Annotated in this window: 26 protein-coding genes and 1 pseudogene; 15 read left to right on the top strand and 12 right to left on the bottom strand. The window is 74.9% G+C overall.

Annotated features, from left to right (window positions below):
- The first annotated feature begins 129 nt into the window (after positions 1-129).
- Both CP974_RS16620 and CP974_RS16625 read left to right on the top strand, forming a co-directional pair.
- Positions 130-1,599: a carboxylate--amine ligase gene (locus tag CP974_RS16620; protein WP_031132074.1), complete on the top strand. Its 1,470-nt coding sequence runs from the start codon at positions 130-132 to the stop codon at positions 1,597-1,599.
- Between the two features lie 16 nt (positions 1,600-1,615).
- A complete protein-coding gene (locus CP974_RS16625; RefSeq protein WP_031132076.1) occupies positions 1,616-2,953 on the top strand; it encodes an FAD-dependent oxidoreductase in 1,338 nt (445 codons plus the stop codon).
- A 121-nt stretch (positions 2,954-3,074) separates the two neighbouring features.
- Here CP974_RS16625 and CP974_RS16630 read toward each other — a convergent pair whose 3' ends face one another.
- The 4 genes from CP974_RS16630 to CP974_RS16645 form a co-directional block, all read right to left on the bottom strand.
- Positions 3,075-3,308, bottom strand: a complete 234-nt coding sequence (locus tag CP974_RS16630) for a chaplin (RefSeq protein ID WP_031132078.1) — start codon at positions 3,306-3,308, stop codon at positions 3,075-3,077.
- 334 nt (positions 3,309-3,642) lie between these two features.
- Positions 3,643-3,864, bottom strand: coding sequence for a hypothetical protein (locus CP974_RS16635; RefSeq protein WP_037937996.1), 222 nt, complete (start codon positions 3,862-3,864; stop codon positions 3,643-3,645).
- Between the two features lie 99 nt (positions 3,865-3,963).
- Positions 3,964-5,298 carry a cytochrome P450 gene (locus tag CP974_RS16640; RefSeq protein WP_223844671.1) on the bottom strand — a complete coding sequence of 445 codons (1,335 nt, stop codon included), beginning with the start codon at positions 5,296-5,298 and terminating at the stop codon, positions 3,964-3,966.
- A 315-nt stretch (positions 5,299-5,613) separates the two neighbouring features.
- Positions 5,614-5,997, bottom strand: coding sequence for a DUF6479 family protein (locus tag CP974_RS16645; protein WP_031132082.1), 384 nt, complete (start codon positions 5,995-5,997; stop codon positions 5,614-5,616).
- A 205-nt stretch (positions 5,998-6,202) separates the two neighbouring features.
- On the opposite strand from CP974_RS16645, the gene CP974_RS16650 reads away from it, so the two are divergent.
- Together CP974_RS16650 and CP974_RS16655 are read left to right on the top strand one after the other, a co-directional pair.
- A complete protein-coding gene (locus CP974_RS16650) occupies positions 6,203-6,592 on the top strand; it encodes a rodlin (protein ID WP_069977444.1) in 390 nt (129 codons plus the stop codon).
- A 155-nt stretch (positions 6,593-6,747) separates the two neighbouring features.
- Positions 6,748-7,137 carry a rodlin gene (locus CP974_RS16655; protein WP_069977446.1) on the top strand — a complete coding sequence of 130 codons (390 nt, stop codon included), beginning with the start codon at positions 6,748-6,750 and terminating at the stop codon, positions 7,135-7,137.
- 207 nt (positions 7,138-7,344) lie between these two features.
- Here CP974_RS16655 and CP974_RS16660 read toward each other — a convergent pair whose 3' ends face one another.
- Positions 7,345-9,012 carry a bifunctional 3'-5' exonuclease/DNA polymerase gene (locus CP974_RS16660; RefSeq protein ID WP_031132088.1) on the bottom strand — a complete coding sequence of 556 codons (1,668 nt, stop codon included), beginning with the start codon at positions 9,010-9,012 and terminating at the stop codon, positions 7,345-7,347.
- Between the two features lie 526 nt (positions 9,013-9,538).
- On the opposite strand from CP974_RS16660, the gene CP974_RS16665 reads away from it, so the two are divergent.
- Positions 9,539-10,708: a DUF2786 domain-containing protein gene (locus tag CP974_RS16665; RefSeq protein WP_051839478.1), complete on the top strand. Its 1,170-nt coding sequence runs from the start codon at positions 9,539-9,541 to the stop codon at positions 10,706-10,708.
- Positions 10,709-11,019: 311 nt separating this feature from the next.
- On the opposite strand, the gene CP974_RS16670 is transcribed toward CP974_RS16665, so the two are convergent.
- From CP974_RS16670 to rpmB, 3 genes are all read right to left on the bottom strand, one after another.
- Positions 11,020-11,514, bottom strand: coding sequence for a hypothetical protein (locus tag CP974_RS16670; protein WP_031132094.1), 495 nt, complete (start codon positions 11,512-11,514; stop codon positions 11,020-11,022).
- A gap of 61 nt (positions 11,515-11,575) precedes the next feature.
- Positions 11,576-11,881, bottom strand: coding sequence for a 30S ribosomal protein S14 (gene rpsN, locus CP974_RS16675; protein ID WP_031132096.1), 306 nt, complete (start codon positions 11,879-11,881; stop codon positions 11,576-11,578).
- Positions 11,881-12,117, bottom strand: a complete 237-nt coding sequence (rpmB, locus tag CP974_RS16680; RefSeq protein WP_031132099.1) for a 50S ribosomal protein L28 — start codon at positions 12,115-12,117, stop codon at positions 11,881-11,883. Before rpmB ends, rpsN begins: the two co-directional genes overlap by 1 nt.
- A gap of 58 nt (positions 12,118-12,175) precedes the next feature.
- Here rpmB and rpmG point away from each other — a divergent pair, with 58 nt between their 5' ends.
- From rpmG to CP974_RS16705, 5 genes and pseudogenes are all read left to right on the top strand, one after another.
- The gene (gene rpmG, locus CP974_RS16685; protein ID WP_031132101.1) at positions 12,176-12,340 is read left to right on the top strand and encodes a 50S ribosomal protein L33; all 165 of its coding nucleotides are present in this window, start codon (positions 12,176-12,178) and stop codon (positions 12,338-12,340) included.
- A gap of 5 nt (positions 12,341-12,345) precedes the next feature.
- Positions 12,346-12,600, top strand: a pseudogene (locus CP974_RS16690) (type B 50S ribosomal protein L31); the annotation flags it as partial.
- A 95-nt stretch (positions 12,601-12,695) separates the two neighbouring features.
- On the top strand, positions 12,696-13,832 hold the full coding sequence (locus CP974_RS16695) for a CobW family GTP-binding protein (protein WP_031132105.1): 1,137 nt from the start codon (positions 12,696-12,698) through the stop codon (positions 13,830-13,832).
- A 3-nt stretch (positions 13,833-13,835) separates the two neighbouring features.
- On the top strand, positions 13,836-14,081 hold the full coding sequence (gene rpsR, locus CP974_RS16700; RefSeq protein WP_031132107.1) for a 30S ribosomal protein S18: 246 nt from the start codon (positions 13,836-13,838) through the stop codon (positions 14,079-14,081).
- Positions 14,082-14,369: 288 nt separating this feature from the next.
- Positions 14,370-14,588, top strand: a complete 219-nt coding sequence (locus CP974_RS16705; RefSeq protein WP_085921602.1) for a DUF397 domain-containing protein — start codon at positions 14,370-14,372, stop codon at positions 14,586-14,588.
- A 272-nt stretch (positions 14,589-14,860) separates the two neighbouring features.
- Here CP974_RS16705 and CP974_RS16710 read toward each other — a convergent pair whose 3' ends face one another.
- Positions 14,861-15,364, bottom strand: a complete 504-nt coding sequence (locus CP974_RS16710; protein WP_031132111.1) for an ATP-binding protein — start codon at positions 15,362-15,364, stop codon at positions 14,861-14,863.
- Positions 15,365-15,654: 290 nt separating this feature from the next.
- Here CP974_RS16710 and CP974_RS16715 point away from each other — a divergent pair, with 290 nt between their 5' ends.
- The 5 genes from CP974_RS16715 (at position 15,655) to CP974_RS16735 (ending at position 20,578) form a co-directional block, all read left to right on the top strand.
- The gene (locus CP974_RS16715; RefSeq protein WP_051839472.1) at positions 15,655-16,539 is read left to right on the top strand and encodes a Sco1979 family transcriptional regulator; all 885 of its coding nucleotides are present in this window, start codon (positions 15,655-15,657) and stop codon (positions 16,537-16,539) included.
- A 77-nt stretch (positions 16,540-16,616) separates the two neighbouring features.
- Positions 16,617-18,074 (top strand): aldehyde dehydrogenase family protein, encoded by a 1,458-nt coding sequence (locus CP974_RS16720; protein WP_031132116.1) that lies wholly within the window; start codon positions 16,617-16,619, stop codon positions 18,072-18,074.
- Positions 18,075-18,333: 259 nt separating this feature from the next.
- Positions 18,334-18,879, top strand: coding sequence for a DinB family protein (locus CP974_RS16725; protein WP_031132118.1), 546 nt, complete (start codon positions 18,334-18,336; stop codon positions 18,877-18,879).
- Between the two features lie 192 nt (positions 18,880-19,071).
- Entirely contained in the window at positions 19,072-19,713 is a 642-nt protein-coding gene (locus tag CP974_RS16730) for a PadR family transcriptional regulator (protein WP_031132120.1), read from the top strand.
- 106 nt (positions 19,714-19,819) lie between these two features.
- On the top strand, positions 19,820-20,578 hold the full coding sequence (locus CP974_RS16735; RefSeq protein WP_031132122.1) for a MerR family transcriptional regulator: 759 nt from the start codon (positions 19,820-19,822) through the stop codon (positions 20,576-20,578).
- A gap of 197 nt (positions 20,579-20,775) precedes the next feature.
- Here the strand turns inward: CP974_RS16735 and CP974_RS16740 are convergent, their stop codons facing one another.
- The 3 genes from CP974_RS16740 to CP974_RS16750 form a co-directional block, all read right to left on the bottom strand.
- Positions 20,776-21,762 (bottom strand): DUF368 domain-containing protein, encoded by a 987-nt coding sequence (locus tag CP974_RS16740; protein WP_051839474.1) that lies wholly within the window; start codon positions 21,760-21,762, stop codon positions 20,776-20,778.
- A gap of 114 nt (positions 21,763-21,876) precedes the next feature.
- Positions 21,877-23,529, bottom strand: coding sequence for a threonine/serine exporter family protein (locus CP974_RS16745; RefSeq protein ID WP_031132126.1), 1,653 nt, complete (start codon positions 23,527-23,529; stop codon positions 21,877-21,879).
- A 283-nt stretch (positions 23,530-23,812) separates the two neighbouring features.
- A complete protein-coding gene (locus CP974_RS16750) occupies positions 23,813-24,307 on the bottom strand; it encodes an inorganic diphosphatase (RefSeq protein WP_069977454.1) in 495 nt (164 codons plus the stop codon).
- Between the last annotated feature and the right edge of the window lie 62 nt (positions 24,308-24,369).

The raw sequence follows: 24,369 nt of genomic DNA on the forward strand, positions 1-24,369 counted from the left end.
GAGAGCCCGTCAAAGGGTCGTCCGGTCCGAACGTATTGCGTGAATGCCGGCGGCGAACCCGCTCCGGCCCGCGCCTAGCCCATCAGTGCACTTCACCGCCCAATCGGGGCATCGAGACGAGGACATGCCGTGCCGCTCTTCGACACCCGGGTCGCCGCCGTGCTGCTGCGCCTGGACCGGAACCCGTTCCACCACGGCACGCTCGGCGCCGCCCGGTCCCTCGGCCGCGCCGGCGTGCCCGTCCACGTCGTGGCGGGGGCTCCCGGCGAGCCGGTGACGCGGTCGCGGTACGTGCGGGAGTGCCACCCCCGTCCGGCCGGCGACGGCCTCGCCGGCGTCCGCCACGCGCTCGCCCGGGTCTGCGGAGCCCTCGGCGGCGCGCCCGCCGTCCTGCTGCCCCTGGACGACGCCACCGCCCTCGCCCTGGACGAGCTGCGCCGGGAACCGGACGGCCCCACCGGCCGCTTCCTCCTGCCCGACCAGCCGCCGGGGCTCGCCGCGCGCGTCGCCGACAAGGCCGGGCTCGCCGCGACCTGCCGCCGCCTGGGCGTCCCGCACCCGCGCACCCTGGTGCCCGCCGACGCCGACGAGGCCGCCGCCATGGCCGCCTCCCTGGGGCTGCCCGTGGTCGCCAAGTGGAGCCGTCCCTGGCTGCTGCCGCCGGGCGCGGGGCTGCGCAGCACCGTCCTGGCCCGCTCCACGCGCCAGGTACGGGACCTCCACGCGCGCGTGGCGCAGGCCGGCAGCCCGCTGCTGCTCCAGCGGTACCTGCCGGCCAGCCGGGACGGCGACTGGTTCTTCCACGCGTACTGCGACCGCGCCGGGGCGTGCGGGGTGGCCGCGACCGGGCGGAAGGTCCGCTCCTGGCCCGACGGCGCGGGACTGACCGCCGTGGGCGCCTGGGCGCCGAACCCGGCCGTCGAGCGCCTGGCCCGCGACCTGCTCGCCGCGCTGGGCTACCGGGGCGTCGCCGACCTGGACTTCCGCCGCGACCCGGAGACCGGCACGTACCACCTGCTGGACTTCAACCCCCGGCCCGGCGCCCAGTTCCGGCTGTTCTCCGACCCCTGGGGCCTCGACGTGGTGCGCGCCCTGCACCTCGACCTGACGGGCCGGCCGGTCCCGGACCTCGTCCGGTCGTACGGACGCCGGTTCGCCGTCGAGAACTACGCCGCGCTCTCCGTGCTGGCCTCGCCCCGGCGCCGTACGGGCCCTCACGGGGCGTCAGGCGGCCTGGAGACGGCCTGGTACGCGGCGGACGACCCGGCGCCCGCGCTCGCCATGGCGGGCGCCTGGGCGGCCCATCTGGCCCGCCGCGCCTGGGCGGTCCCGCGCCGGGCCGGGCGGGCGGGACGGGTCGGGGCGGATGCCGCCGCCCCCATCCCCGTCCAGCCGCCGGCCCGTACGGCGGGCCCCTCCGCCCCACGGTGCCCGCCCCTTGCGAGCCCCGCAGACCCGTCCGCCCCGGCAGCCCCCGCAGACCCCGCCGGCTCCAGCGGCCCCTCTGCCCCCGTGAGTCCCTCCGTCCCCGCGAGCCCCTCTGCCCCCGTGAGTCCCTCCGCCCCGGCGAGTCCCTCCGCCCCTTCCCCCCGACGATGACGAAAGCGGTGCACCGATGCACGACGACGATCTGGTGATCGTGGGCGCCGGCCCCTACGGCCTGTCCGTGGCCGCCCACGCGGCGGCGCGCGGCCTGTCCGTGCGCGTCCACGGACAGCTGATGCGCTCCTGGCGCGACATGCCGGCCGGCATGCTGCTGAAGTCCGAGCCGTGGGCCTCCGACCTGTCGGATCCGGCCGGCGCGTACCGCCTCGCCGCGTACGCCGCCACGCGCGGGATGCGGGCCGAGCACGGGGTGCCGCTGCCGGTCGGGTTCTTCACCGCGTACGGCGAGTGGTTCGCCCGGAACGCCGTGCCCGCCGTGGACCCGCGCACCGTCGTGCGCGTCCGCCCCCGCCCCGAGGGCGGGTTCACCGTCACGACCGAGGACGGCGAGGAGACCGGAGCCAGGACGGTGGCGCTGGCGCTGGGCGTCGCGCCGTTCGCCGACGTACCGGCCGCGCTGCGCCCGCTCGTGCCGCACCTGGCCTGCCACAGCAGCGGCCACACCGACCTGACCGCCTTCGCGGGCCGCGACGTGACCGTCCTGGGCGGCGGCCAGGCGGCGCTGGAGACGGCGGTGCTCCTCACCGAGTTCGGCGCCCGCGCGCGCGTGGTGGCCCGTACCCGACGCCTGGTGTGGAACACCGTCCCGCCGCCGCTGCGCCGGAGCGCCCTGGAGGCCCTGCGCGCCCCGCACACGGGTCTGGGCTGCGGCTGGCGGAACCTGCTCTACGCGCGCACGCCCGGGGTGTTCCGGCGCCTGCCCGACGCCACCCGCGAGCAGCTGTTCGGCACGGCCCTCGGCCCGGCCGGCGCATGGTGGCTGCGGCGCCGCTTCGAGGCCGTCGCCGACGTGCGGCTCGGCCGCGCCGTCGTGGCGGCCTCGCCCGCCGGGCGGCGCGGGGAGCGGGTACGGCTGTTCCTCGCCGACGGCGAGGGCACCGGCGCCCCGACGGCGGAGGTGGTCACCGACCACGTCATCGCGGCGACCGGCTTCGTGCCCCGCCTCGACCGGGTGGACGTGCTCCCCGAGGAGGTGCGCGCCGCGCTGCGCACGGTCGGCGGGAGCGGCGCCCCGGAGGTGAGCGGCTCCTTCGAGTCGTCCCACCCCGGCCTGTTCGTGGCGGGGCTCCTGACGGCCCCCTCGTACGGCCCGGCGATGCGCTTCGTGTACGGCGCCGCCTACACCGCCGAGCGGCTCGTACGGGGCGTGGAGCGGCGGCTGGGGGCGGCGCGGCGCGGGGCGACGGTGCCGGGGGCGCGCGCCCGCACCGCCCCGGACGCGGCCGTGACCGGCGTGACGGGCCGGTCTGGCCGCGGCACGGGCGCGGGGGCACGCGCGAGGGGCTGACGCCCCGCCGCCCTCCTCCCGCGGGGCCGCCGCCCCGCGGGGCGGCGAGGGCCGGACACGGGAAAGCCGGTCGCGGAGGCGCCTCCGCGACCGGCGTCACGCCGGCCGGTGTACCGCTGCGTCAGTCGTTGATGCAGACGTTGCCGAACGCCGGGTTCAGCAGACCGATGACGTTGATGCTGTTGCCGCACACGTTCACCGGGATGTGGACCGGCACCTGGACGACGTTGCCGGACAGGACGCCCGGAGAACCCACAGCCGCACCGTTGGCGCCGGCGTCGGCCATCGCCGGAGCGGCCGCACCCACGGCCAGGAACACACCGGCGACGGCCACGAGGGCCTTCTTGCACTTCATTTATCGGCTCCCTTTCCGCGGCGGAAGTCCTGCCACGGATTTCGTGACCTCGGGCCGGCGGGCCCGGCTGCCGCCGCAAACAACCACAACGAATAGGACACCGAAAGGACACCTGGGAAACAGCTGCGCCGGGGGATTCACCCGAACGCCAACGGGCTTTTCTTCCATGGGAGTAGAGAGACAACTGGCGCCCCGTCAGTCGCTGCGGCCGGGCCGGCGGCGCCGACCGGTCCCGCGCATCGGCCCCGCGCAGCGGCCCGGCGCCCGGCGACGCGCCCGGGCGGCCCGGAGCGGCGCCCCTCGGCGTGCGGTGCGGCCGGCCGGTCCCCCGCGCTCAGTGCCGCGGCCAGGCGGGGCGGCCCATGAGGAACTCCCACTCGTGGTCGCGGGCCCCCGGCACGACCCGCCCCTTGGCGCGCCACTCGCGGGCGAGGGCCGCGAACAGCGGGGCCGCGTCGCCTTCCCCGTGGCGGGCGGCGGACGGTGCCGCGGTCCTGCCGTGGCCGGGGCGCGGCACCAGGGGTACGCGCTCCCACTTGCCGGTGTCTGAGGCCATGACCACCTTCCGTTCACTGGGCGTGTCGGAGTCATCGCATCATGTCACAGCGGCCCGGCCGGCACCGGAACTCACCGGACACCGGCGCGACCGCCCTGGTCAGCGGTCCGGGAGCACCGCGAACCGCAGCCCGAAGTGGTCCAGCGTGCGCGGCAGCGGCCGGTCGGGGCGCAGCCGCCCCGGCCGGTCCGGCAGGAACGAATGCCGTTCCACGAGCGCGGCGAGCAGGGTCGACGTCACGAAGAGCACGAGGTCCTCGCCCGGACAGGCGCCGGGGCCGGCGCTGAACGGGAACAGCCCCCGGGTGTCCTGCGCCGTCCCGTCGAGCCAGATCTCGGGGGCGAACCGGTCCGCGTACGGCAGCGCGTCGGCCCGGTGGAACAGCGGCGTGTAGATCAGGAACTCGGTTCCCGCAGGCAGCGTGCCGGCGCCCCAGACGGTGTCCCGGACGGCCTCCCGCAGCAGGAAGGGCGTCGTCGGCCACAGCCGTACGGACTCCAGGACGCACGCGCGCGTGTAGGGCATCAGGTGCGGCTCGGTCAGGTCGGTGACGGCCACCTCGTTGCGCACCTGGGCGTCCTGCGGCGTGTGGGTGGCCAGCAGTGCCAGGGTCCGCAGCGCGGCGATGCCGGCCGCGTCGAAGGCGAACAGCCAGTGCGGCACCTGTCCCGCCGGATCGAGGTCCGGCGGCGCATGCGCGGCGCCCAGCGCGGCGGCGAGGCTGCCCGGCTCGGCGCGGGCCACATGGCCGCGCAGCCGCTCCTCGAAGCGGTCCCGCAGGCCGCTGCGGCGCGGGGCGGCGACCGACCAGTTCGCGGCCGCCCTGAGGCGGCCCAGCATGGCGGTGAGCGCGGTGTCGTCGCGCGCGCCGTCGCCCAGGGTGATCCGCCGCACGACGCGGTCCCAGGCCGGGGCGAAGTCGTCCCACCCCAGCTCGCCCGAGTCCGCCGCGACCTCCCGCAGCAGGGCCCCGGCCTCCTCGCGGACGGCGCGCACCAGCCGGGGCGCGAGGCTGTGCAGCTGGTTGCCCGCCTCCAGCACGGACTCGTTCAAGGCCCGCCGCCCGGTCCGCTCGGCGCCCCGCGAGATCAGCACGCCGTGCGGCTGGAACTGCTCCAGCGCGGCCCGCTTCTCGCGCGTGGCGGGCGAGTACGGGTCGGGGGTCTCCTCCAGCACGCGTACGGCGTCGTCGGAGTCGAGGACCAGCGCGAAGTGGCGCCCGGCCACGTCGGCGCGCAGCGGGCCGGGTCCGTAGCGCCGCCGCAACTCGCCGAGGAGGCCGATGGCCCGCCGGTCCACCGCGTAGCGCTCGGCCAGCGCCATGCCGCCCCGGCGCCGTACGACGACCCCCGCTGCGAGGGTCGGCGCGACGACCACGGCGGCGACGCGGGCGGCGTCCCGCGCGGAGACGCGCACGGCTCCCGTGTCCATCATCACCATGCCCCTGCGGGTGCCCCCCTTCCCCCCGCCCATGCCCGCCACCGCGCACGGTCCGTGTGCCCGGCCCCCGGGTGCCGGCCGCGCTCCGGAGCGAGTGGCCCTGAGCGCGGTACGCGCCTGCGCCACCGGTTGACCGTGCCCCAGGGGCAGCGCCGCGTGCCGCGGTGGCGGGTCCGGCCGCCCTGTGCCCCACCCGCACGCGCCGGCACGGCCGCCGGACACGCACGGGCCCGGCCCCGCGACGGGGGCCGGGCCGTGGCGCGGGCGACCGCCCCGCCGGCGGGGCGGGACCGCGGGGCGGGTGCCGGGTCAGCCGCCGGTGGTGGGGCCGCCGCTGCCGAAGCCGCCGCTCGGCGAGCCCCTCCACTTGCGGTCGTCGTCCGACTGGGGCGACATGTCCGGCTCGGTGCTCTCGTGCTTCAGCTCGTACGGCATCAGCCGCCGCTCGCTCTGCGGCACCTCGGCGGGCCTGCGGCGGCCCTCCACCTCGCCCGGCAGCCCGGAGTCCGGCGGCCGGTGGGGCTGCTCCTCCAGGGTCGGCGGCGCCGGCTCCCTGGTCCAGATCCGTCGGCCCAGCCAGAACGCGCCGATGAGGAATCCGACCAGCAGGACACCCGCCACCAGCGGACCGATCCCCACGAGGTGGTCCTTCGTCGCGGCGAATTCCGCGCTGTGCGTGATGAGTGCGTTCATAAAATATGAGTACCCCGTCGGGGTCGAAACAGGCACCCGTGAACACGGAGCCCCGCGGCACGCCATCCGCGTACTTTCGTCATTCCCTTCCAGAGCCTTTATTCGCCCGTTGAGCCCTTCGGGTGACCTGGCGCAACCTAAACAGCGCCGTGGTGTTGGGCAGGGCGACCCGACACCGGGTCTCTCGACGAGAAGGATCACCCAAATGATCAAGAAGGCTCTGGCTACGGCCGGCGTCGCGGCGGCCGTCCTCGGCGCCGGCGCGCCGATGGCCGCCGCCGTCGGCGACCACGGCGTGGAGACCGCGAACGGCAACTTCGCCACGCAGTCCTACGGCAACACCTACACCGGCGGGTACATGAGCCCGCAGATCGGGCTCATCCAGGGCTCGTTCAACAAGCCGTGCCTGGGGCTGCCGGTCCAGGCCGACGTCCAGAACGTCGTGGGCCTGCTCAACATCGGCGTCCAGGACATCCTGAACGACACGCAGAACCAGCAGTGCGCGGAGAACTCCACCGCGGTCAAGGGCGACAGCGCCCTGTCGCACATCCTGGAGAACGTCCTCTCCGAGAACGGCTCCGCCGCCGTCGACTGACGCCGCGCAGCCGCGCGCGGCCCGCGCGGGTGGACCACCCCGCGGGCCGCGCCGCCCGTGGCCCCGCGGCCACAGCTCCACCTTTCGACCAAGCGCCCATCAGGGGTGCGGCACGACGACCCGGACGCCGGGTCTCTCGACGAGAAGGATCAACCATGATCAAGAAGGTTCTGGCCGGCGCCGGTATCGCCGCGGCCGTCCTGGGCGCGGGTGCCCCGATGGCCGCCGCCGTGGGCGACCACAACGTGGAGACCGCGAACGGCAACTTCTCCAAGCAGGCCTACGGCAACACGATGACCGGCGGCCACATGAGCCCGCAGATCGGCCTCGTCCAGGGCACGCTGAACAAGCCCTGCCTCGGCGTGCCGGTCCAGGCCGACATCCAGAACGTCGTGGGCCTGATCAACGTCGGCGTCCAGGACATCCTGAACGACACGCAGAACCAGCAGTGCGCGGAGAACTCCACCGCGGTCAAGGGCGACAGCGCCCTGTCGCACATCCTGGAGAACGTCCTCTCCGAGAACGGCTCCGTCGCCGTCGACTGACGCCGCCCGGTGCCGGTGAGTGTCCGGACGGGCCCCGCTTCCGTGCTCACGGGAGCGGGGCCCGTCCGCGTGCGCAGCGGCGAGGCGGCCGGGACGGGAGGCGGGGGCATCGAGCAACTGAAGGCGCCGGCCCCCGGTGAGAAGCGGCCGGCGCTCATGGGTCGGTGCCCCGGCCGGTAGCGCGCGGACGGGCGGCCCCGCGCGCGGTCACTTCGCGTCGGAGTACCGCTCCACCACCGCCACCGTGAACGGGAACCGCACCGGTGTCGCCCCGAAGGCGATCCGCCCGGCCAGGTCGCCGGCCGCGCGGATCGCCCCGGCGACCGCCTCCGCCTCGTGCGCGGGGCAGTGCACCACCACCTCGTCGTGCTGGAAGAAGACCAGCTCGGCCCGCATCCCGGCGAGGGCCCGGCGCAGCGCGGCCAGCATCAGCAGCGCCCAGTCGGCGGCGCTGCCCTGCACCACGAAGTTCCGTGTGAACCGGCCCCGCGCGCGGGCGTCCGCGCCGGTGCCCACCGGGGCGTGCCCGTCGTCCTGCGGGATGCCTGCCTCCTCGGCGTCCCCGGCGCCCACCGCGCGCGGGCTGGTCCGGCCCAGCCACGTGCGGACGAAGCGGCCCTCCTCGCCCGCGCGCGCCGCGTCGTCCACGTACGCCACCGCGCGCGGGAAGCGGCGCCGCAGCGCCGCCAGGTTCTTCAGGCCGTCGCCGCTGGTCTGTCCGTAGATCGCGCCCAGCAGCGCCAGCTTCGCCTGGTCGCGGCTGCCCGCGAAGGCCCGGTCCGACAGCCGTGTGTACAGGTCGCCGTCATGCCCCGCCACCTCCATGAGTCCCGGATCGCGGGAGATCGCCGCCAGCACGCGCGGCTCCAGCTGGTCGGCGTCCGCGACGACGAGCCGCCAGCCGTCGTCGGCGACGACCGCCCGCCGGATCACCTTCGGGATCTGCAGGGCCCCGCCGCCGTTGGTCGTCCACCGGCCGCTGACCGTGCCGCCCGGCACGTACTCGGGCCGGAACCGCCCGTCGCGCACCCAGTCCTGCAGCCAGCTCCACCCGTGCGCCGTCCAGATCCGGTAGAGGCTCTTGTACGCGAGGAGCGGCTCCACCGCGGGGTGGTCCACCTCCGCGAGCTCCCAGCGGCGCGTCGAACGCACCCTGATCCCGGCCTCCGCGAACGCCTTCACCACGTCCGCCGGCAGGTCGGGGCGGACCGGCCGGCCGAACGCCGCCGACACCGCGGCCGCCAGCTCCGCGAGGCGGCGCGGCTCGCCCCCGCCCGCGTACCGCTCGCCGAGCAGCTCGTGCAGCACCGCGCGGTGCACGTCCGCCCGCCACGGCAGGCCCGCCCGGTGCATCTCGGCGGCGACCAGCGTCCCGGCCGACTCGGCCGCCGTCAGCAGCCGCATCCGGTCCGGGTGCTCGGCCGCCCCGTGCCGGCGCTGCTGCTCGGCGTAGACCTCCAGCAGGCCCGCGAACGGCAGCTCCGGGCCGCCGGGGTCCGCCTCGAACAGGGGGGACTGCGCCCCCGGCTCGGCCGCGCGCGCCGGCCGGTCGGGCGGGACGGGGCGGTGGTGCAGCCGCGCCCAGGCCGCCGCGGCCGACCGGGGCTCCCCGAGCCGCCCCTCGTGCCCGAGGAGCAGCTGCTCGGCGGCCTCGACGTCGTAGCACCGCTCGACGCGGACCCCGGCGGCGAGGAGGAGCGGATAGAGGCCGGCCGTGGACCGCCACACCCACCGGCCGGCCTCCGGCCGCGACCGCACCGCCGTCACCAGGTCGGGCTCGGTGACGACGGGCCCGGCGGGCATGCCGTCCCGGTCGAGGGGGACCAGCCTCGCCCCGCCCCCCTCGACCGCGTCCAGCACCCACCGATCGCTCACACCGCGAGTCTCGCAGCCGCCACTGACAACGGCCCCGGACGGCGGGACCGGGGCCGGCCGGAGCGGGGCGCGGCCGAGGTCCGCGCCGTCGGCCGGAGGCGGGGTCCGCGCCGTCGGCCGGAGGCCGGGGCTCGTCCCGATGTGGGGGATCGTCCCGGAGCGGGCGCGGCACACCAGGAGGGCACCCCGCTCCCACGCGCGTGCGCGCGGCGGCCATGCTGGTCGTGGTGGCGGCGTACGCACGAGGAGGCAGGGTGATGTCCGTGGGGCACACGGAGAGGACCGGAAGGGCGCAGCCCGCCGGGTGGGGCCGCAGGGCCGGCACCGTACGCGGGGGAGCGCGCCCGGCCGGGGCGGCGGTCCGGCGCGGCGGCGACCGGCGGCTGCCGTGAGCGCCCGCCGGGGCACGGGCCCGGACGCCGGCGCGGAACCCGGTCCGGGCGCCGGGGCGGACGCGGGCCGGGGCGCCGGGGCGGACGCGGGCCGGGGCGGCGGGGCGGACGCGGGCCGGGGCGGCGGGACGACCGTGGAGCGGGCCCTCGGGACGGCCCTGTACGCGGAGGGCACGGCGGCCCTCGACACGGCCGCCTCGCTGCTCGCCGCCGACCCGGCGGCCGACGCGGAGCTGGCGCGGCGCGGCGGGGAACTGCTGGGCCGGGCCTGGGCGCGCGGCTGGCAGCCCGCCGACGTGGTGCGGCTCGTCCGCCGCGACCTGGAGCAGCACCACGTGCGGCTCGTGTCCGGACTGGTGGCCGCCGAGTCCGCCGGGTACGCGCACCTGCCGCCGCGCTGGCGGGAGCAGCTCGCCGCGCTGGACGCCGCACCGTGGCGGGCCGACCGGTTCTCGTACGCGACGGCCGTGCTGGAGCTGTACCGCCTGCTGTCCCGGCTGCCCGCCCTGGAACCGGTCGCCCCGCCGCCGGGCGCGCAGTCGCCGGCCACGCCCGTCGTGGGAGAGCCGCGCATGCTGGCCCGCATCCGCGCCCTGCTGGCCAAGGCGGAGGCGACCGGGTACCCCGAGGAGGCCGAGGCGCTCACCGCGAAGGCCCAGGAGCTGATGGCCCGCCACAGCCTGGACGAGGCGGCCCTGGCCGCCCGCGCGCACGGGGGCGGCTCCGCGGACGGGCCCGCGGCGGTGCGGATCGGTGTGGAGCCCCCGTACGAGACGGCGAAGGCCATCCTGCTGGACGCGGTCGCCGGCGCGAACCGCTGCAGGGCCGTGTGGAACGAGGAGTTCGGCTTCTCGACGGTGGTGGGCTACGAGGCCGACCTGGAGGCGGTCGAGCTGCTGTACACCTCGCTGCTGGTGCAGGGGCAGGCCGCGATGGCCACGGCGGAGGCGGCGCAGCGGGCGGGCGGCCGCAAGCGCACCAAGACCTTCCGCCAGTCGTTCCTGCTGGCGTACGCGCAGCGGCTCGGCGACCGTCTGGCGGCCACGTCCCGGCGGGTGGCCGCCGAGGAGCCGACGCTGCTGCCCGTCCTCGCGGCGCGGGACGTGGCCGTGTCGGCCCGTACGGACAGCATGTTCCCCGGGGCCACGACGACCAGGGTGCGGGGTGCCACGGACCAGGCCGGGTGGGACCACGGCAGGGCGGCGGCCGACCGGGCCGACACGGGCGGCGCGGCGCACCGGGCCGTACGCGGCGGTGCCCCCGGCTCCCGGCCGCGCGCGGGGGGCGGGGGAGGGGCGGCGTAGGCGGCGCGGCGGACGGCGGCCGAGCCGTCACCGCGCCCGGGACGACGACCCGCAGCCGGTACGCCGCCGAACAGGGACCGCTGCCGGCGGCCCCGCGGCCGTGTGCCGTACGGGCCCGCTGCCGGTGCGTGCGCACCCGGCTGTGTGCCGCTGACGGCCCCGTGATCGTGCCCGCGTGTCGTGCCGACCCGCGGCTGTACCCCGGCCGCGCCACGGACTCGCAGCCGTGCCGCGGCTCCGGGGGCGGCGCGACCGGCGCGCACGGCCGTACGGGGCGGAGCGCCGCCGTACGGCCGTACGCCTCGGTGCTGCTACGGCTGCGGCGGCAGGGACGGAAGCGACGGGATGGACGGCATGTTGGTCGGCAGTCCGGTGACGGCCGGCTTGGACAGCGTGTCCGTCAGGCCGGAGGCCCAGGTGACGACGAGCCGCCCGCCCTCCGCCGAGCCGACGGTGCCGGACTCGCGGTCGGTGTTGCCGTCCTTGCAGCTGAGGGTGAGCGTCAGGGTCTCGCCCTCCTTGGCGACGCCCTGGCAGACGTGCGCGTCGCTGATCACCACGGTCTGGCCGCCCGTGCTGATCGTCAGCGTCACGGGCTTGCCGTCCGTCGTCCCCAGCCACGCCCCCGCGGCGTCGGCCAGGGTCACGCCCCCGGCGCCGCCCTGCGAGGCGCCGGCGGACGGAGCCGCCGAGTCGCGCTTGCCGTCGGGCTCCGGGCCCTTCTCCTGCGAGCCGCAGGCGCTCAGCGCGACGGCCGAGACCACTGCCGCGGCGACGGCCGCGCCCTTCCGTACCCACGTGCGCACGTCGGCATCCCCCTTGTCGGTTGATCGGATCGCGACAAGCTACCAGGAAGGGCGCCGCCGCCTACCAGGACGACTTGCGCACGCCGGGGAGCTGGCCGGCGTGTGCCAGCTCCCGCAGGCGCACCCGTGAGACACCGAACTTGCGCAGGTGGCCGCGCGGCCGGCCGTCCACGGCGTCGCGGTTGCGCACGCGCGTGGGGCTGGCGTCGCGCGGCTGGCGGCGCAGCTCCGCCAAGGCGGCCGTCCGCTCCTCCTCCGGGGTGCCCGGACGGCGGATCAGTTCCTTCAGCTCGGCGCGGCGTTCGGCGTACCGGTCGACGACGGCCTTCCGCCGCTCGTTCCGCGCGATCTTGCTCCTCTTGGCCATCAGACCTTCCCCCCTCGCGCGCGGATGCGGGCCACGGCGGCCTCGACGCCGATCACGTCCACGGTCTTGACGCCGCGGGCGCTGAGGGTGAGCCGCACGTACCGGCCCTCGCTGGGCAGCCAGTAGCGCTTGCGCTGGATGTTGGGGTCGAAGCGGCGGGAGGTGCGCCGGTGGGAGTGGGAGATGCGGTTGCCGAAGCCCGGCTTGGCGCCGGTCAGCTGGCAGTGGGCGGACAAGGGTGACCTGCCTCTCTCTGACTTGGTAATGGAAACCATTTCCATCTACTCTACCGCCATGGCCCGCGACGAAGTACGCCCGATCATCAAGCTCCGGTCCACCGCCGGAACCGGCTACACCTACGTGACCCGCAAGAACCGCCGGAACGACCCCGACCGCCTGACCCTGCGCAAGTACGACCCGGTGGTCGGCCGGCACGTCGACTTCCGAGAGGAGCGCTGACCGCCGTGCAGCCCGGAATCCACCCCCCGTACGAACCCGTCGTCTTCCGCGACAAGGCCGGCGGCTTCGCCTTCCTCACCCGCTCGACGATGACCAGCGCCAAGACCGTGGAGTGGGAGGACGGCAACACCTACCCGGTCGTGGACGTCGAGATCTCCTCCGCGAGCCACCCCTTCTACACCGGCCAGGCGCGCGTCCTGGACACCGCCGGCCGCGTGGAGCGCTTCCAGCGCCGCTACGGCGCGCAGGGCGCCCGCCGGGCCGGCGCCGACGCCCGCCGGGCCGGCGCCGACGGGCCGGACGGAGCCGCCGACGCCGGCCGGGCCGGGGCCGACGGGCCGCGCGAGGTCCGCTGATGTCCGTCCCGCTCTCCGTCGCCCTCGTCGGCGGCCTGCACTCCGAAGCCCGCCGCGCCGCGGTCGACCGGCTCCTCGCCTCCGTACCCGGCAGCGTCGCCCTGCACCACGACCTGTCCACCGCGGCCGAGCGCGGCACCGTGGTCCGCACGGTCCGCGACGCGACCGGCGTGCTGTCCACCGGCGAGGCGCCCCTCGTCAACGACTGCGCCTGCTGCGCGCTGCGCGAGGACCTGGTGCCCGAGCTGGAGCGGCTCGCCGATGCCGGGCTGACCCGGCTCGCGGTCGTCGAGCTGTGGGACTCCGTGGAGCCCAAGGCGATGGCCGAGGTGGTGGCCGCCGCCGGGCTCGACCTGACCGGTGTCGTCACCGCCGTCGACCCCGCCCTGGTCCTGCCCTGCCTGGGCAACGGCGACGACCTGGCCGACGCGGGACTCGCCGCCGCCGCCACCGACCAGCGGACCGTCGCCGACACCTGGGCCCGGCAGCTCGAGTACGCTCCCGTGCTCGCCGTCCTGGACAGCCCGGAGGCCGATGACGAGGACCGGGCCCTGCTCGCCCAGCTCCACCCGACCGCCCGTCACGTCGCCGTACCGGACGGGGACCTGGCCGCTGCCGTACTCGCCGGGTTCGACGTGGAGGCCGCCGCGGCGGCGCAGCACCCGGCCTGCGCGCTGCTGCCGCAGGAGGCCGACGCGGCCGGGGTGGGCACGTACGTGTGGCGCGCCCGGCGGCCCTTCCACCCCGGCCGGCTGTACGCCGCCCTGGAGGACCTGACGTGCGCCGCCGCCCGCAGCCGGGGCCGCTTCTGGCTCGCCGACCGCCCCGACACGCTGCTGCACTGGGACGCGGCGGGCGGCGCCCTGTGCGTGGAGGGCGTGGGCCCCTGGCTGGCCGCCCTGCCGGACGCCGCCTGGGAGATGGTCCCCCCGGTGCGCCGCGCCGCCGCCGCGCTGGACTGGGACCCGGAGTTCGGCGACCGCTGCCAGCACCTGGTCTTCACCTCGCCCGGCCTGGACCGGGAGGGGCTCGCCGAACTGCTCGGCTCCTGCCTGCTCACCGACGCCGAGTACGCCGCCGGCCGCACGGCCTGGCAGCGGCTCCCGTCCGCCTTCGACACCCTCCTGGAGGTCTGAACCGTGTCCCCCCGCCGCTCCGCCGACCGCAAGCCGCCGAAGGCCCGCCCGAATCCGCTGGACCGGGCCGGCATCACGTACATCGACTACAAGGACACCGACCTGCTGCGGAAGTTCATCTCCGACCGGGGCAAGATCCGCAGCCGCAGGGTGACCCGTGTCACGGCGCAGCAGCAGCGGCAGCTCGCCCGCGCCGTGAAGAACGCCCGCGAGATGGCGCTGCTGCCGTACGCCTCCGCCCCCCGCTGACCGGCCGGAAACGGCGGCGGCCGGCCAGGGCCCCCCCGCGCCTCGCGCGCGTGGGGGCCCTTTTCCGTATTCGAGGACGGAAAGGAGGAGAGAAAAGGGAGCCCGAAAGCCCCGGACACCGTCTCAGTAGTCGAAGGAACACCCCGTGTGCACGTGCATCTGCCCATGCATCCGCAGGTGAACGCAGCTATGATCCCGGATAGTTGACACCTGCAACATCACTCACTCATGTAACTCATGTGACTCGGGGAGCGTCCTGTGCACCACGTGTTGAACGTGTACAACGGCATGGCGGCCACGGAGCTTCATGGGGCCGTCTGGCAGAAGAGCCGGCACAGCAACTCGCAGGGCTCGTGTGTCGAATTCGCCAAGCTGCCCGGCGGGGAGGTGGCGGTGCGCAACTCGCGCTTCCCGGACGGCCCCGCACTGGTCTACACCCCGGCGGAGATCGAGGCGATGCTGCTGGGAGTCAAGGACGGGGAGTTCGACCACCTGGTCGGCGGCTGACGGCCGGTGGTCCGGGCCGGCCGCCGGCGGACGCGGACGCGGGTGCGAGCCACGGGCACGGGGCCTGGTGCGGGTGCGGGCGACGGCCGTGGGGGCCGGGCACGGGGCCGGGCACGGAAAAGGGGACTCCGCGAGCGGAGCCCCCTCCATCGGCCGGCGAGTCCCCCGTGGCCTCGGGCCGACGTTCTTTTCCGTGTCCGCGCGATGCGCGGAGCCGCGGTGCCGACGGGTGCGGTGCCGCCGCGGGCGGCCCGTGCGGCCCGTGGGCCCGGCTACCGCGGCCGTTCCCCCAGCCGGAACAGCGCCCAGACGACCTTCCCGTGCAGGGTCCCCGCCAGCGGGTGCCACCCCCAGCTGTCGCTGAAGGACTCGACCAGGAACAGACCGCGGCCCGACTCGGCGGCGAAGTCCTCGCCCGAGCCGCGCGCCGCCGGGGTGTCCGGGCTCGGGTCGCGCACCGCGCACACGAGGCGGCCCGCCCAGCGCATCAGGTGCAGCCGTACGGGCGGGTCGAGGGGCTGCTCGCGCGGGGGTCCGGCGGGCAGGGCGTGCCGCAGCGCGTTGGTGACGAGTTCGGAGACGACGAGCGCCACGTCGTCGAAGCGCTCGCTGAGGTTCCACTGGGTGAGCGTGACGCTGGTGAACTGGCGGGCGCCCCGCACCGCCTCGTACCGGGCGGGCAGGGCGCAGGAGGCCGAGCTCGACACGCTCGCGGCGTCGACGGGAGGAAGCCCCTGCCTTAACGGCTCGAGCATGGTCGATCCATTCGTCCCCATGCGAGGCACTCCCCGGATTCGCAGCTGTGGTGCTACAACACGAACGACTACGCAGGTGCGCGGGGACCATGGTTGCGAAAGGAAGGGGCAGATGCAAGGGCAGATGCACGTGCACGCGCCCGAGCTGTCCCGCCCCGTGATGGTTCTTGGCCATATCTTCCCCGGGGTTTCCACGGGGCCGTGGCCGAAGTGGTCGCCGGTCTGTAATCGTTCGCGTACGGGGTGAAGCGTTTTGGTGGCAGAATCCGCTTCCTCGGGGCTCGGGGGGCGCTCCGTCGTACACATCAGCGATGGGGAGGGTTGGAGACGTGACCGCGACTGAATCCGGCGGTTCCGTGGTGCGGCGCATCCTGCTGGGCTCGCAGCTGAGGAGGCTGCGCGAGGCGCGCGGCATCACCCGCGAGGCGGCCGGCTACTCGATCCGGGCGTCCGAATCCAAGATCAGCCGGCTGGAGTTGGGAAGGGTGAGCTTCAAGGCGCGCGACGTGGAGGACCTGCTCACGCTCTACGGGGTCACCGACGAGAAGGAGCGCGAGGCGCTGCTGGGCCTCGTCCGCGAGGCCAACCTCGCGGGCTGGTGGCACAGCTACGGCGACGTGCTGCCCGGGTGGTTCCAGACGTACATCGGGCTCGAGGGCGCCGCCTCGCTCATCCGCATCTACGAGGTCCAGTTCGTCCACGGCCTGCTGCAGACCGAGGCGTACGCCCACGCGGTCGTCGCGCGCGGAGCGTGCCCCAACGCGTCGGCCGCCGACATCGACCGGCGCGTGGCCCTGCGCCTGGAGCGGCAGAAGGTCCTGGTGTCGGAGCGGGCCCCGCGATTTCACGCCGTTCTGGACGAGGCCGCGCTGCGCCGCCCGTACGGCGACCGTGCCGTCATGCGCGAGCAGCTCAAGCACCTCATCGAGATGTCGGAGCGTCCCAACATCACCCTCCAGGTGATGCCGTTCAGCTTCGGCGGGCACTCCGGCGAGAGCGGCGCCTTCACCATGCTGCGCTTCCCGGAGTCGGACCTCTCCGACATCGTCTACCTGGAGCAGCTGACGGGCGCGCTGTACATCGACAAGCGGGACGAGGTGACCCAGTACGAGCGCGCCATGGAGAAGCTCCACGAGGACAGTCCGGGCCCGGAGGAGAGTCGGGATCTGCTCAGAGGACTCCTTCAACTCATCTGATCCGTCAGTAGTATGACGTCCCGTCACGAGCGTCAGGGAGCGGCCCTGCGGGCCACACGGCCATCGGAAGGGATGCCATGTCCTACTTCAGAGATCTGGCCCTGCAGTACATCGACGGTGAATGGCGGGCCGGCGGCGGCTCGTGGGACATCATCGACTTCAACCCGTTCAACGAGGAGAAGCTCGCCTCCATCACCGTCGCCACCGTCGACGAGGTGGACCAGGCGTACCGCGCCGCCGAACGGGCGCAGGCCGGGTGGGCCGCGACCAACCCGTACGCGCGGCGCGGCGTCTTCGAGCGGGCGCTGCGGATCATCGAGGACCGCGAGCCCGAGCTGATCGAGGCGATCGTCGCGGAGCTCGGCGGCACGCGCGGCAAGGCCGCCTTCGAGCTGCACCTCGCGCGCGAGTTCATGCGCGAGGCGATCCACCTGTCGCTGCGGCCCGAGGGCCGGATCCTCCCGTCGCCCATCGACGGCAAGGAGAACCGGCTCTACCGGCTGCCCGTCGGCGTCGTCGGCGTGATCAGCCCGTTCAACTTCCCCTTCCTGCTCTCGCTGAAGTCGGTGGCCCCGGCGCTCGCGCTCGGCAACGCGGTGGTGCTCAAGCCGCACCAGAACACCCCGATCCTCGGCGGCACCATGGTGGCCAAGGTCTTCGAGGACGCCGGCCTGCCGCCGGGCGTGCTCAACGTCGTGGTCACCGACATCGCCGAGATCGGCGACGCGCTGCTGGAGCACCCCGTCCCGCGGGTCATCTCCTTCACCGGCTCCGACCGGGTCGGCCGCCACGTGGCCACCGTGTGCGCCAAGCACTTCAAGCGGGCCGTCCTGGAGTGCGGCGGCAACAGCGCGCTCGTCGTCCTGGACGACGCGGACCTCGACTACGCGGTGGACGCCGCCGTGTTCAGCCGCTTCATCCACCAGGGCCAGGCGTGCATGGCCGCCAACCGCGTCCTGGTCGACCGCTCCGTCATGGAGGAGTTCACCGAGAAGTTCGTCGCCAAGGTCCGCACCCTGAAGACGGGCGACCCGGCCGAGGACGGCACCCACATCGGGCCCCTGATCAACTCCTCGCAGGTCGAGTCGGTCATGGCCGCGGTGCAGCAGGCCGTCGCGGCCGGGGCGCGGGTCCTGACCGGCGGCACGTCCGAGGGGAACGTCGTCGTGCCGACCGTCCTCGCGGACATCCCGGCCGGCGCCCCGGTCCTGAGCCAGGAGATCTTCGGGCCGGTCGCGATGCTCATCCCGTTCGACGGCGAGGACGAGGCGGTGCGCATCGCCAACGACAGCCCGTACGGGCTCAGCGGCGGCGTCCACACGCGCGACGTCGAGCGCGGCGTGCGGTTCGCCCAGCGCGTCCACACGGGCATGATCCACATCAACGACGGCATCATCCACGACGAGCCGATCGTCCCCTTCGGCGGCGAGAAGCACTCCGGGGTGGGCCGGCTGAACGGCGACGCGACCGTGGAGGCGTTCACCACCCACAAGTGGATCTCCGTCCAGCACGGGCGGAGCACCTTCCCGATCTGACCCCGCACCCGGTCCGGCCGCGCCCCGTCCTGCCGTCCGGCCCGTGGGCTCGCGGCCGTGCGGGGCCGGACCGTGCCGGGGTCGCCACCGGACCGGGGCCGCACCGGACCGGGGTCGCACCGGACCGGGGCCGGACCGTGCCGGCCCCGGACACGTCGCGCCATCGAGGACGGATCCCGACCTCGATGGTCCGTAACGTGCGAGGTGTCAGGTCGGGGCGACGCGCCCCCACCCACCCCACCGAAAGGCGGACCCCGTCATGGTCGCTCTTGTTCCGGCGGAAGCACACGGCGACGAGCGCGGCGCGCTGCTCAACTTCATCGAGGCCCAGCGCGCCGCCCTCCGCCGCTCGGTCCTCGGCCTCACCGAGGAGCAGGCGGCGAGCCGTCCCAGCGCCAGCGAGCTGTCGCTGTCCGGGCTGCTCAAGCACGTGGCGGAGGTCGAGCTCAACTGGCTCCGCCTCGCCCAGCAGCGCCCCAACGAGCGCGGGCGCACCCCGGACACCTGGCACGAGGCGTTCCGGCTCTCCGGCGACGAGACCGTGCCCAAGGTCCTCGCCTTCTGGGACGGCGTCGTGAAGGAGACCGAGGAGTTCATCCGCACGGCGCCCAGCCTGGAGGACACCTTCCCGCTGCCGGAGGCGCCCTGGTTCCCGAAGGACGGCCGGGTCTCCGTGCGGTGGATGGCGCTGCACCTGGTGCAGGAGTTCGGCCGCCACGCCGGGCACGCCGACATCATCCGCGAGTCCCTGGACGGGAAGACGTCCTTCGAGCTGATCGCCATGGAGGGCGGCCAGGAGTCCTGACCGGACACGATCCGCCTGGCGGTCCCGTCCCCGTCCCCGTCCCCGTCCCCGTGCCCCTCCCCGTCCCCGTCCCCGTTCCCCGTCCGCCGTGCCGGGTCCGGGGCGGGGCGGCGCCGGGCCCCGTTGCGGGACCGGCTCGCCTCCCCCGTACGCTAGTCAAAGTTGACGTGACGGTACGGAGGGCAGGTGCGGATGTCGGCGATCCGGCTTCTGGTGCTCGGCGCGGTCCGCCAGCACGGACGGGCACACGGCTACCAGGTGCGCAACGACCTGGAGTACTGGGGCGCCCACGAGTGGTCCAACGCCAAGCCCGGCTCCATCTACCACGCGCTGAAGCAGATGGCGAAGCAGGGGCTGCTGCGCGCCCACGAGACCGCGCCCAGCACCGCCGGCGGGCCGCCCCGCACCGAGTACGAGATCACCGAGCGGGGCACCGAGGAGTACTTCGCCCTGCTCCGCGAGGCCCTCACGGCCCACGACCAGAAGCCCGACAGCCTCAGCGCGGCGCTCGGCCTCATCGTCGACCTGCCTCGTGAGGAGGCCGTCGCCCTGCTCCGCCGGCGCGTGGCGGGCCTGGAGCGCTGGCGCACCACCGTCCTGGAGCACTACACGCCCGAGGACGGCCCCGAGCAGCTGGGCCACATCGGGGAGATCATGAACCTGTGGCTCCACCAGGCCGACGCGGGCGCCTCCTGGACGCTCGGCCTCGTCGAGCGGATCGAGGCCGGCGCGTACACCTTCGCGGGCGAGGGCGAGCCCTTCGTCGGCGTCCTCGCGGAGGGCCAGGAGAACCCGTACGCCACCGGCACCGCCCACCCCGGCGACCAGGGCTGACGCCCGGCGCGCGGGCCCTGCGGAGACTCCCCGCGAAAAGCGGCTTGCACCTCACGTCGCGTGAGGACCCAGGCTGAGGGCGTACCGAAGGAAGGAGCGGTGAGCGATGAGCCACACCGTCGGACAGGTCGCCCGCCTCGCCGGGATCACGGTGCGCACCCTGCACCACTACGACGAGATCGGGCTGCTCCGCCCGAGCGGGCGCAGCCGTGCCGGGCACCGGCGCTACGAGGACGACGACCTCGACCGGCTGCAGCAGATCCTGTTCTACCGTGCGCTCGGCTTTCCGCTCGACCAGGTCACGGCCCTCCTCGACGACCCGGACACGAACCCGCGGGAACACCTGCGGCGCCAGCACCGGCTGCTGACCGCCCGGATCGCCGAACTGCAGAGGATGGCCGAGGCCGTCGAACACGCCATGGAGGCGAAGAAGATGGGCATCAACCTCACCCCCGAGGAGAAGTTCGAGGTCTTCGGGGACCACGACCCCGAGCAGTACGCCGACGAGGCCGAGCAGCGGTGGGGCGACACGGACGCCTACCGCGAGTCCCAGCGCCGCGCCGCCCGCTACACCAAGGACGACTGGCAGCGCATGCAGGACGAGTCCAAGGAGTGGGCCGACCGCTACACGGCGCTCATGGCGGAGGGCGCGGAGCCCTCCGGCGAGCGGGCCATGGAGCTGGCGGAGGAGCACCGGCTGCACATCGCCCGCTGGTTCTACGAGTGCCCCTACGAGATGCACCGCTGCCTGGGCGACATGTACGTCGACGACGAGCGCTTCACGGCGTTCTACGACGCCATGCGCCCCGGCATGGGCCGGCACCTGCGGGACGCGATCCACGCGAACGCCGACCGCCACGCGTAGGCGCGCCGGCCCGGCTCCCGGCGCCAGGCCCGCGGCGGCCGGGAGAGGCCGGGAGAAGGCCGCGCGCCCCGTACGACCCGTACGAAAGGAGGCGCCGCCGGGACCCCGCAGGGCCCCGGCGGCGCCTCCTCGTCCGCCGTCCCGCCGTCAGCCGCACAGGGCGGCGGACGACGGCTGTTTCCGGTCGACCGGTTCGGTCACCTCACGCTGGTGTCGCGCGCGTACTCCGTCCTCGCCTCCGGCGCCGCCGGAACCCGCGCGTGCCGGCCGCGCCCGGCCGGGGGGTTCGCCCGCCGCCTCTGCGCGCGGATCTCCACGACCAGCACGACGACGACGACCAGCGCGCCCACCGCCGCCAGCACGGCCGTCAGCCCGACCGCCCCGCTCGGGGCGAGCAGCGTGCGGTCGTCGTCCTGCCACGGCCACAGCGCGCGCAGCGAACCCGCCATCAGGCCGGTCATCACGACCAGCGTCATGTGGTGGTGGTGCTCCAGCAGCCACTTCAGCAGCTTCACGAACAGCGCGAGCCCCACCAGGCAGCCCAGCGCGAAGGCGCTCAGGTACCCGAAGTCCCGCTGGTTGACCGCCTCGATGGTCGGCTCGTACAGGCCGAGCGTCAGCAGGAGGAAAGAGCCCGACACACCGGGCAGCACCAGCGCGCAGATGGCCACCGCGCCCGCCGCCGCGACGATCAGCGGATGCGTGGGCACCTGCGAGGGCGGCAGCCCCGTCAGGAGGAAGCCGCCGGCGGCCACGACCAGGCCGATCAGGTAGTCGATCGGCCGCCAGGGCCGTCCGGAGCTGGAGTACGGCACCCACAGGGACGCGAGCACCAGCCCGAAGAACACCGCGTAGGAGTACTGCGGGTGCTCCTCGACGAGCGGGGCGATCAGCTTCGCGGCGAGGACCAGCGCGACGGCCATGCCGACGAGCAGCGGGAGGACGACGCCCCAGTCGACCTTCCTCGCCTCGGCGGCGGCCCGGGCGCCGCCCTTCCCGCGCGGCAGGTCCGCGGCGGCCATGCGGGCCGCGCTCGTCAGGTGACCGGCGCCCCCGATGAGTTTCTCGTACACACCGGTGATCAGGGCGACTGTGCCACCGCTGATGCCGGGCACGGCCTCGGCGGCCCCGATGAGGGAGCCGCGGAGCATGTTGAAGAGGTGGGGGCCGGCCAGCTTAGCCATGATCTCCCGTTTCGTAGCAGAACGGCGCCAGCGTCGACCGTCCTGGAGGGCGGGCTGGAACGATCCACCATCCTAGGCGGTGCGCGACACGCCGCCCGTGCCGCGGCGGCCCCGTCAGAAGCCCCTCGTGCGCTTCGCGGCCCGGCGGGTCGCCGCCGTCGCCGGCGCCCGCAGGAACATCCGGGCCAGCTCGCCCCCGAGGTTCACGCCGATCGCGATGGCCAGCGCCAGGGCGGCGGCCCGCGCCAGCGACGCGAAACCGGCGTCCATGTCGTTCTGCGCGATGTTCAGCACGCCGTAGTACATCGCGGAACCGGGCAGCAGCGGCCCGATCGCGGCCGTCACGTACGGCAGCGACGTCGACCGCTCGTACCGGGCCATCAGCTGTCCGAACAGTCCCACCAGACCGGCCGCCAGCGCCGTGGCCAGCACCGCCGACCCCTCCGCCGTCACGGCGACCGCCCCGTAGACCACCCACGCCACCGCGCCGTTCACCATCACGAACACGACCGTGAAACGGTCCTGCTGGAGCAGGATCGCGAACGTCAGCGACAGCGCCATCGCGGCGAGGATCGAGACGACCGGCCGCTCCACCGGCACCGCGGCGCCCTCCGGGCTCAGCTCGGCGCCCAGCTGCACCCCCACATAGAGGGTCGTCAGCACGCCCACCACGATCGCGACGAAGAAGTACACGACCTCCAGCAGCCGCGCCGACGCGGTGATGTAGAAGCCCGTCAGCCCGTCCTGGACCGCGGCGACCAGCGCCCGCCCCGGGATCAGCGCGAACAGCCCACCCGTGATCACCGCGGACGGCCGCAGCCCCGCGTGGAGCAGGTTCAGCGCCACGCCCAGCGCCGCCGGCGGCACCGCCGCCACCGCGAACTGGTAGAACTCCGGCAGCCCGCGCCCCGCCGCCAGCCACGCCAGCCGGTCGCCGAGCATCGCCCCCGCCGCCGCGATCAGGAACACCGCCCAGTCGCCGCCCAGCAGCACCGACGCCGCCCCCGCCAGCCCGCCGGCGGCCAACGTCAGCGCCCAGCCGGGGTACGGGTGCCGGTTGCGCCGGATCAGCGCCAGCCGCCGGTACGCCTCCTCCAGGGTGACGTCGACGTCCTCGGTGCTGATGTCGGTCACCAGCTGGTAGACGGCCGTCAGCCGCGTGTAGTCCGTGCCGCGCCGCCGCACGATCCGGCTCGCCGTCACCGGGTCGTCCACCAGGGACGGCTGGTACGTGACGGACAGCAGGGTGAACGTGACCGTCGGCTCGCAGCGGTCCATCCCGTACGAGCGGCAGATCGCGAACATGGCCGCCTCGACGTCCTCGGCGCCCTCGCCGCCCGCCAGCAGCAGCTCACCGATACGCAGCGTCAGGTCCAGCACGCGCGGCACGGCCGGGCCCGCGCCCTCCTCGTGCCGCTGCGCGGGCTCGGTCAGCGGCCGTTCGCTGACCGGCATCCGCAGCATGGTCCGCATCCGGTCCTGCCACGGCGCGTCCTTCGACAGCCGCACCGGGGGCACGCCGTGCGCGGGCGTGTACGCCGGATGGGCCAGCCGGGAGTCGAACGTGGAGGGCCGCGCGAACGCCGACCTCTCCGGCTCCCCGGAAGGCTCCGTCGCCAGCCCCTCCGGGACGGCGAACTCCGAGCTCGGATGGTCGTCCTCCGGCGGGCCCGGCGGCTCCACACCAGCGGGCGGCGCGAAGGCGCTGCGGGCCTCGTCCGCCTGCGGTTTGCGGTCCTCCTCGGGACCGTGCGGCTCCGCCACCACTGCCTGCCACTCCTGACCTGGTCGTCCGTCGCGTCGTTTCACCTGCCCCGGGGAGCCGCGCCGTAACTCCCGGTGTCATGCGCACGCCGCGCCACGCGCGTGTGCCGCGCCCGCCCGCCCAGTATGGGCACGGCGGCGGCCGGCACGGACGGCGCACCCCGTCGGCCGGCACGGCGGCCGGTGCGGTGGGGCGCGGCGCGCCCGGCCCGCACAGCGCGGCGGGCGGCGCACCCGTGACACCCGGGGTGCGCCGCCCGCCGGCGGAACGTGCGAGGGGGCTGCCTCAGTGGGCGCCGCCCTGCTCCTTCAGGCGCTTGATGGACGCCTCGATCTCGGCCTCGGCCTCGGCGCGGCCCACCCAGTCGGCGCCCTCGACGGACTTGCCGGGCTCCAGGTCCTTGTAGACCTCGAAGAAGTGCTGGATCTCCAGGCGGTCGAACTCCGACACGTGGTGGATGTCGCGCAGGTGCTCCATGCGCGGGTCCGACGCCGGGACGCAGAGCAGCTTGTCGTCGCCGCCGGCCTCGTCGGTCATGCGGAACATGCCGATGGCGCGGCACTTGACCAGCACACCGGGGAAGGTCGGCTCGTCCAGGATGACCAGCGCGTCCAGCGGGTCGCCGTCCTCACCCAGGGTGCCCTCGACGAAGCCGTAGTCCGCCGGGTACACGGTCGAGGTGAACAGGTGGCGGTCGAGCCGGATGCGACCGGTCTCGTGGTCCACCTCGTACTTGTTCCGCGAACCCTTCGGGATCTCGATGCAGACGTCGAACTCCACGGGTGGCTCCTCCAAGATCAATCACAATGTCGGGTCACTGGACCGCCGTGATCACCGGGGTG

Source organism: Streptomyces fradiae ATCC 10745 = DSM 40063 (genome assembly GCF_008704425.1).
GTDB lineage: Bacteria > Actinomycetota > Actinomycetes > Streptomycetales > Streptomycetaceae > Streptomyces > Streptomyces fradiae.

What these genes read in the sequence shown, in the direction of transcription:
- CP974_RS16740 (WP_051839474.1), bottom strand. Translation starts at nt 21,762, where the DNA reads ATGGCTAAGCTGGCCGGCCCCCACCTCTTCAACATGCTCCGCGGCTCC.
- CP974_RS16730 (WP_031132120.1), top strand. Translation starts at nt 19,072, where the DNA reads ATGTCGGCGATCCGGCTTCTGGTGCTCGGCGCGGTCCGCCAGCACGGA.
- CP974_RS16650 (WP_069977444.1), top strand. Translation starts at nt 6,203, where the DNA reads ATGATCAAGAAGGCTCTGGCTACGGCCGGCGTCGCGGCGGCCGTCCTC.
- CP974_RS16715 (WP_051839472.1), top strand. Translation starts at nt 15,655, where the DNA reads ATGGGGAGGGTTGGAGACGTGACCGCGACTGAATCCGGCGGTTCCGTG.
- CP974_RS16695 (WP_031132105.1), top strand. Translation starts at nt 12,696, where the DNA reads ATGTCCGTCCCGCTCTCCGTCGCCCTCGTCGGCGGCCTGCACTCCGAA.
- CP974_RS16710 (WP_031132111.1), bottom strand. Translation starts at nt 15,364, where the DNA reads ATGGGGACGAATGGATCGACCATGCTCGAGCCGTTAAGGCAGGGGCTT.
- rpmG (WP_031132101.1), top strand. Translation starts at nt 12,176, where the DNA reads ATGGCCCGCGACGAAGTACGCCCGATCATCAAGCTCCGGTCCACCGCC.
- CP974_RS16635 (WP_037937996.1), bottom strand. Translation starts at nt 3,864, where the DNA reads ATGGCCTCAGACACCGGCAAGTGGGAGCGCGTACCCCTGGTGCCGCGC.
- CP974_RS16725 (WP_031132118.1), top strand. Translation starts at nt 18,334, where the DNA reads ATGGTCGCTCTTGTTCCGGCGGAAGCACACGGCGACGAGCGCGGCGCG.
- CP974_RS16735 (WP_031132122.1), top strand. Translation starts at nt 19,820, where the DNA reads ATGAGCCACACCGTCGGACAGGTCGCCCGCCTCGCCGGGATCACGGTG.
- CP974_RS16625 (WP_031132076.1), top strand. Translation starts at nt 1,616, where the DNA reads ATGCACGACGACGATCTGGTGATCGTGGGCGCCGGCCCCTACGGCCTG.
- CP974_RS16630 (WP_031132078.1), bottom strand. Translation starts at nt 3,308, where the DNA reads ATGAAGTGCAAGAAGGCCCTCGTGGCCGTCGCCGGTGTGTTCCTGGCC.
- CP974_RS16655 (WP_069977446.1), top strand. Translation starts at nt 6,748, where the DNA reads ATGATCAAGAAGGTTCTGGCCGGCGCCGGTATCGCCGCGGCCGTCCTG.
- CP974_RS16640 (WP_223844671.1), bottom strand. Translation starts at nt 5,298, where the DNA reads ATGATGGACACGGGAGCCGTGCGCGTCTCCGCGCGGGACGCCGCCCGC.
- CP974_RS16705 (WP_085921602.1), top strand. Translation starts at nt 14,370, where the DNA reads ATGGCGGCCACGGAGCTTCATGGGGCCGTCTGGCAGAAGAGCCGGCAC.
- CP974_RS16720 (WP_031132116.1), top strand. Translation starts at nt 16,617, where the DNA reads ATGTCCTACTTCAGAGATCTGGCCCTGCAGTACATCGACGGTGAATGG.
- CP974_RS16645 (WP_031132082.1), bottom strand. Translation starts at nt 5,997, where the DNA reads ATGAACGCACTCATCACGCACAGCGCGGAATTCGCCGCGACGAAGGAC.
- rpsN (WP_031132096.1), bottom strand. Translation starts at nt 11,881, where the DNA reads ATGGCCAAGAGGAGCAAGATCGCGCGGAACGAGCGGCGGAAGGCCGTC.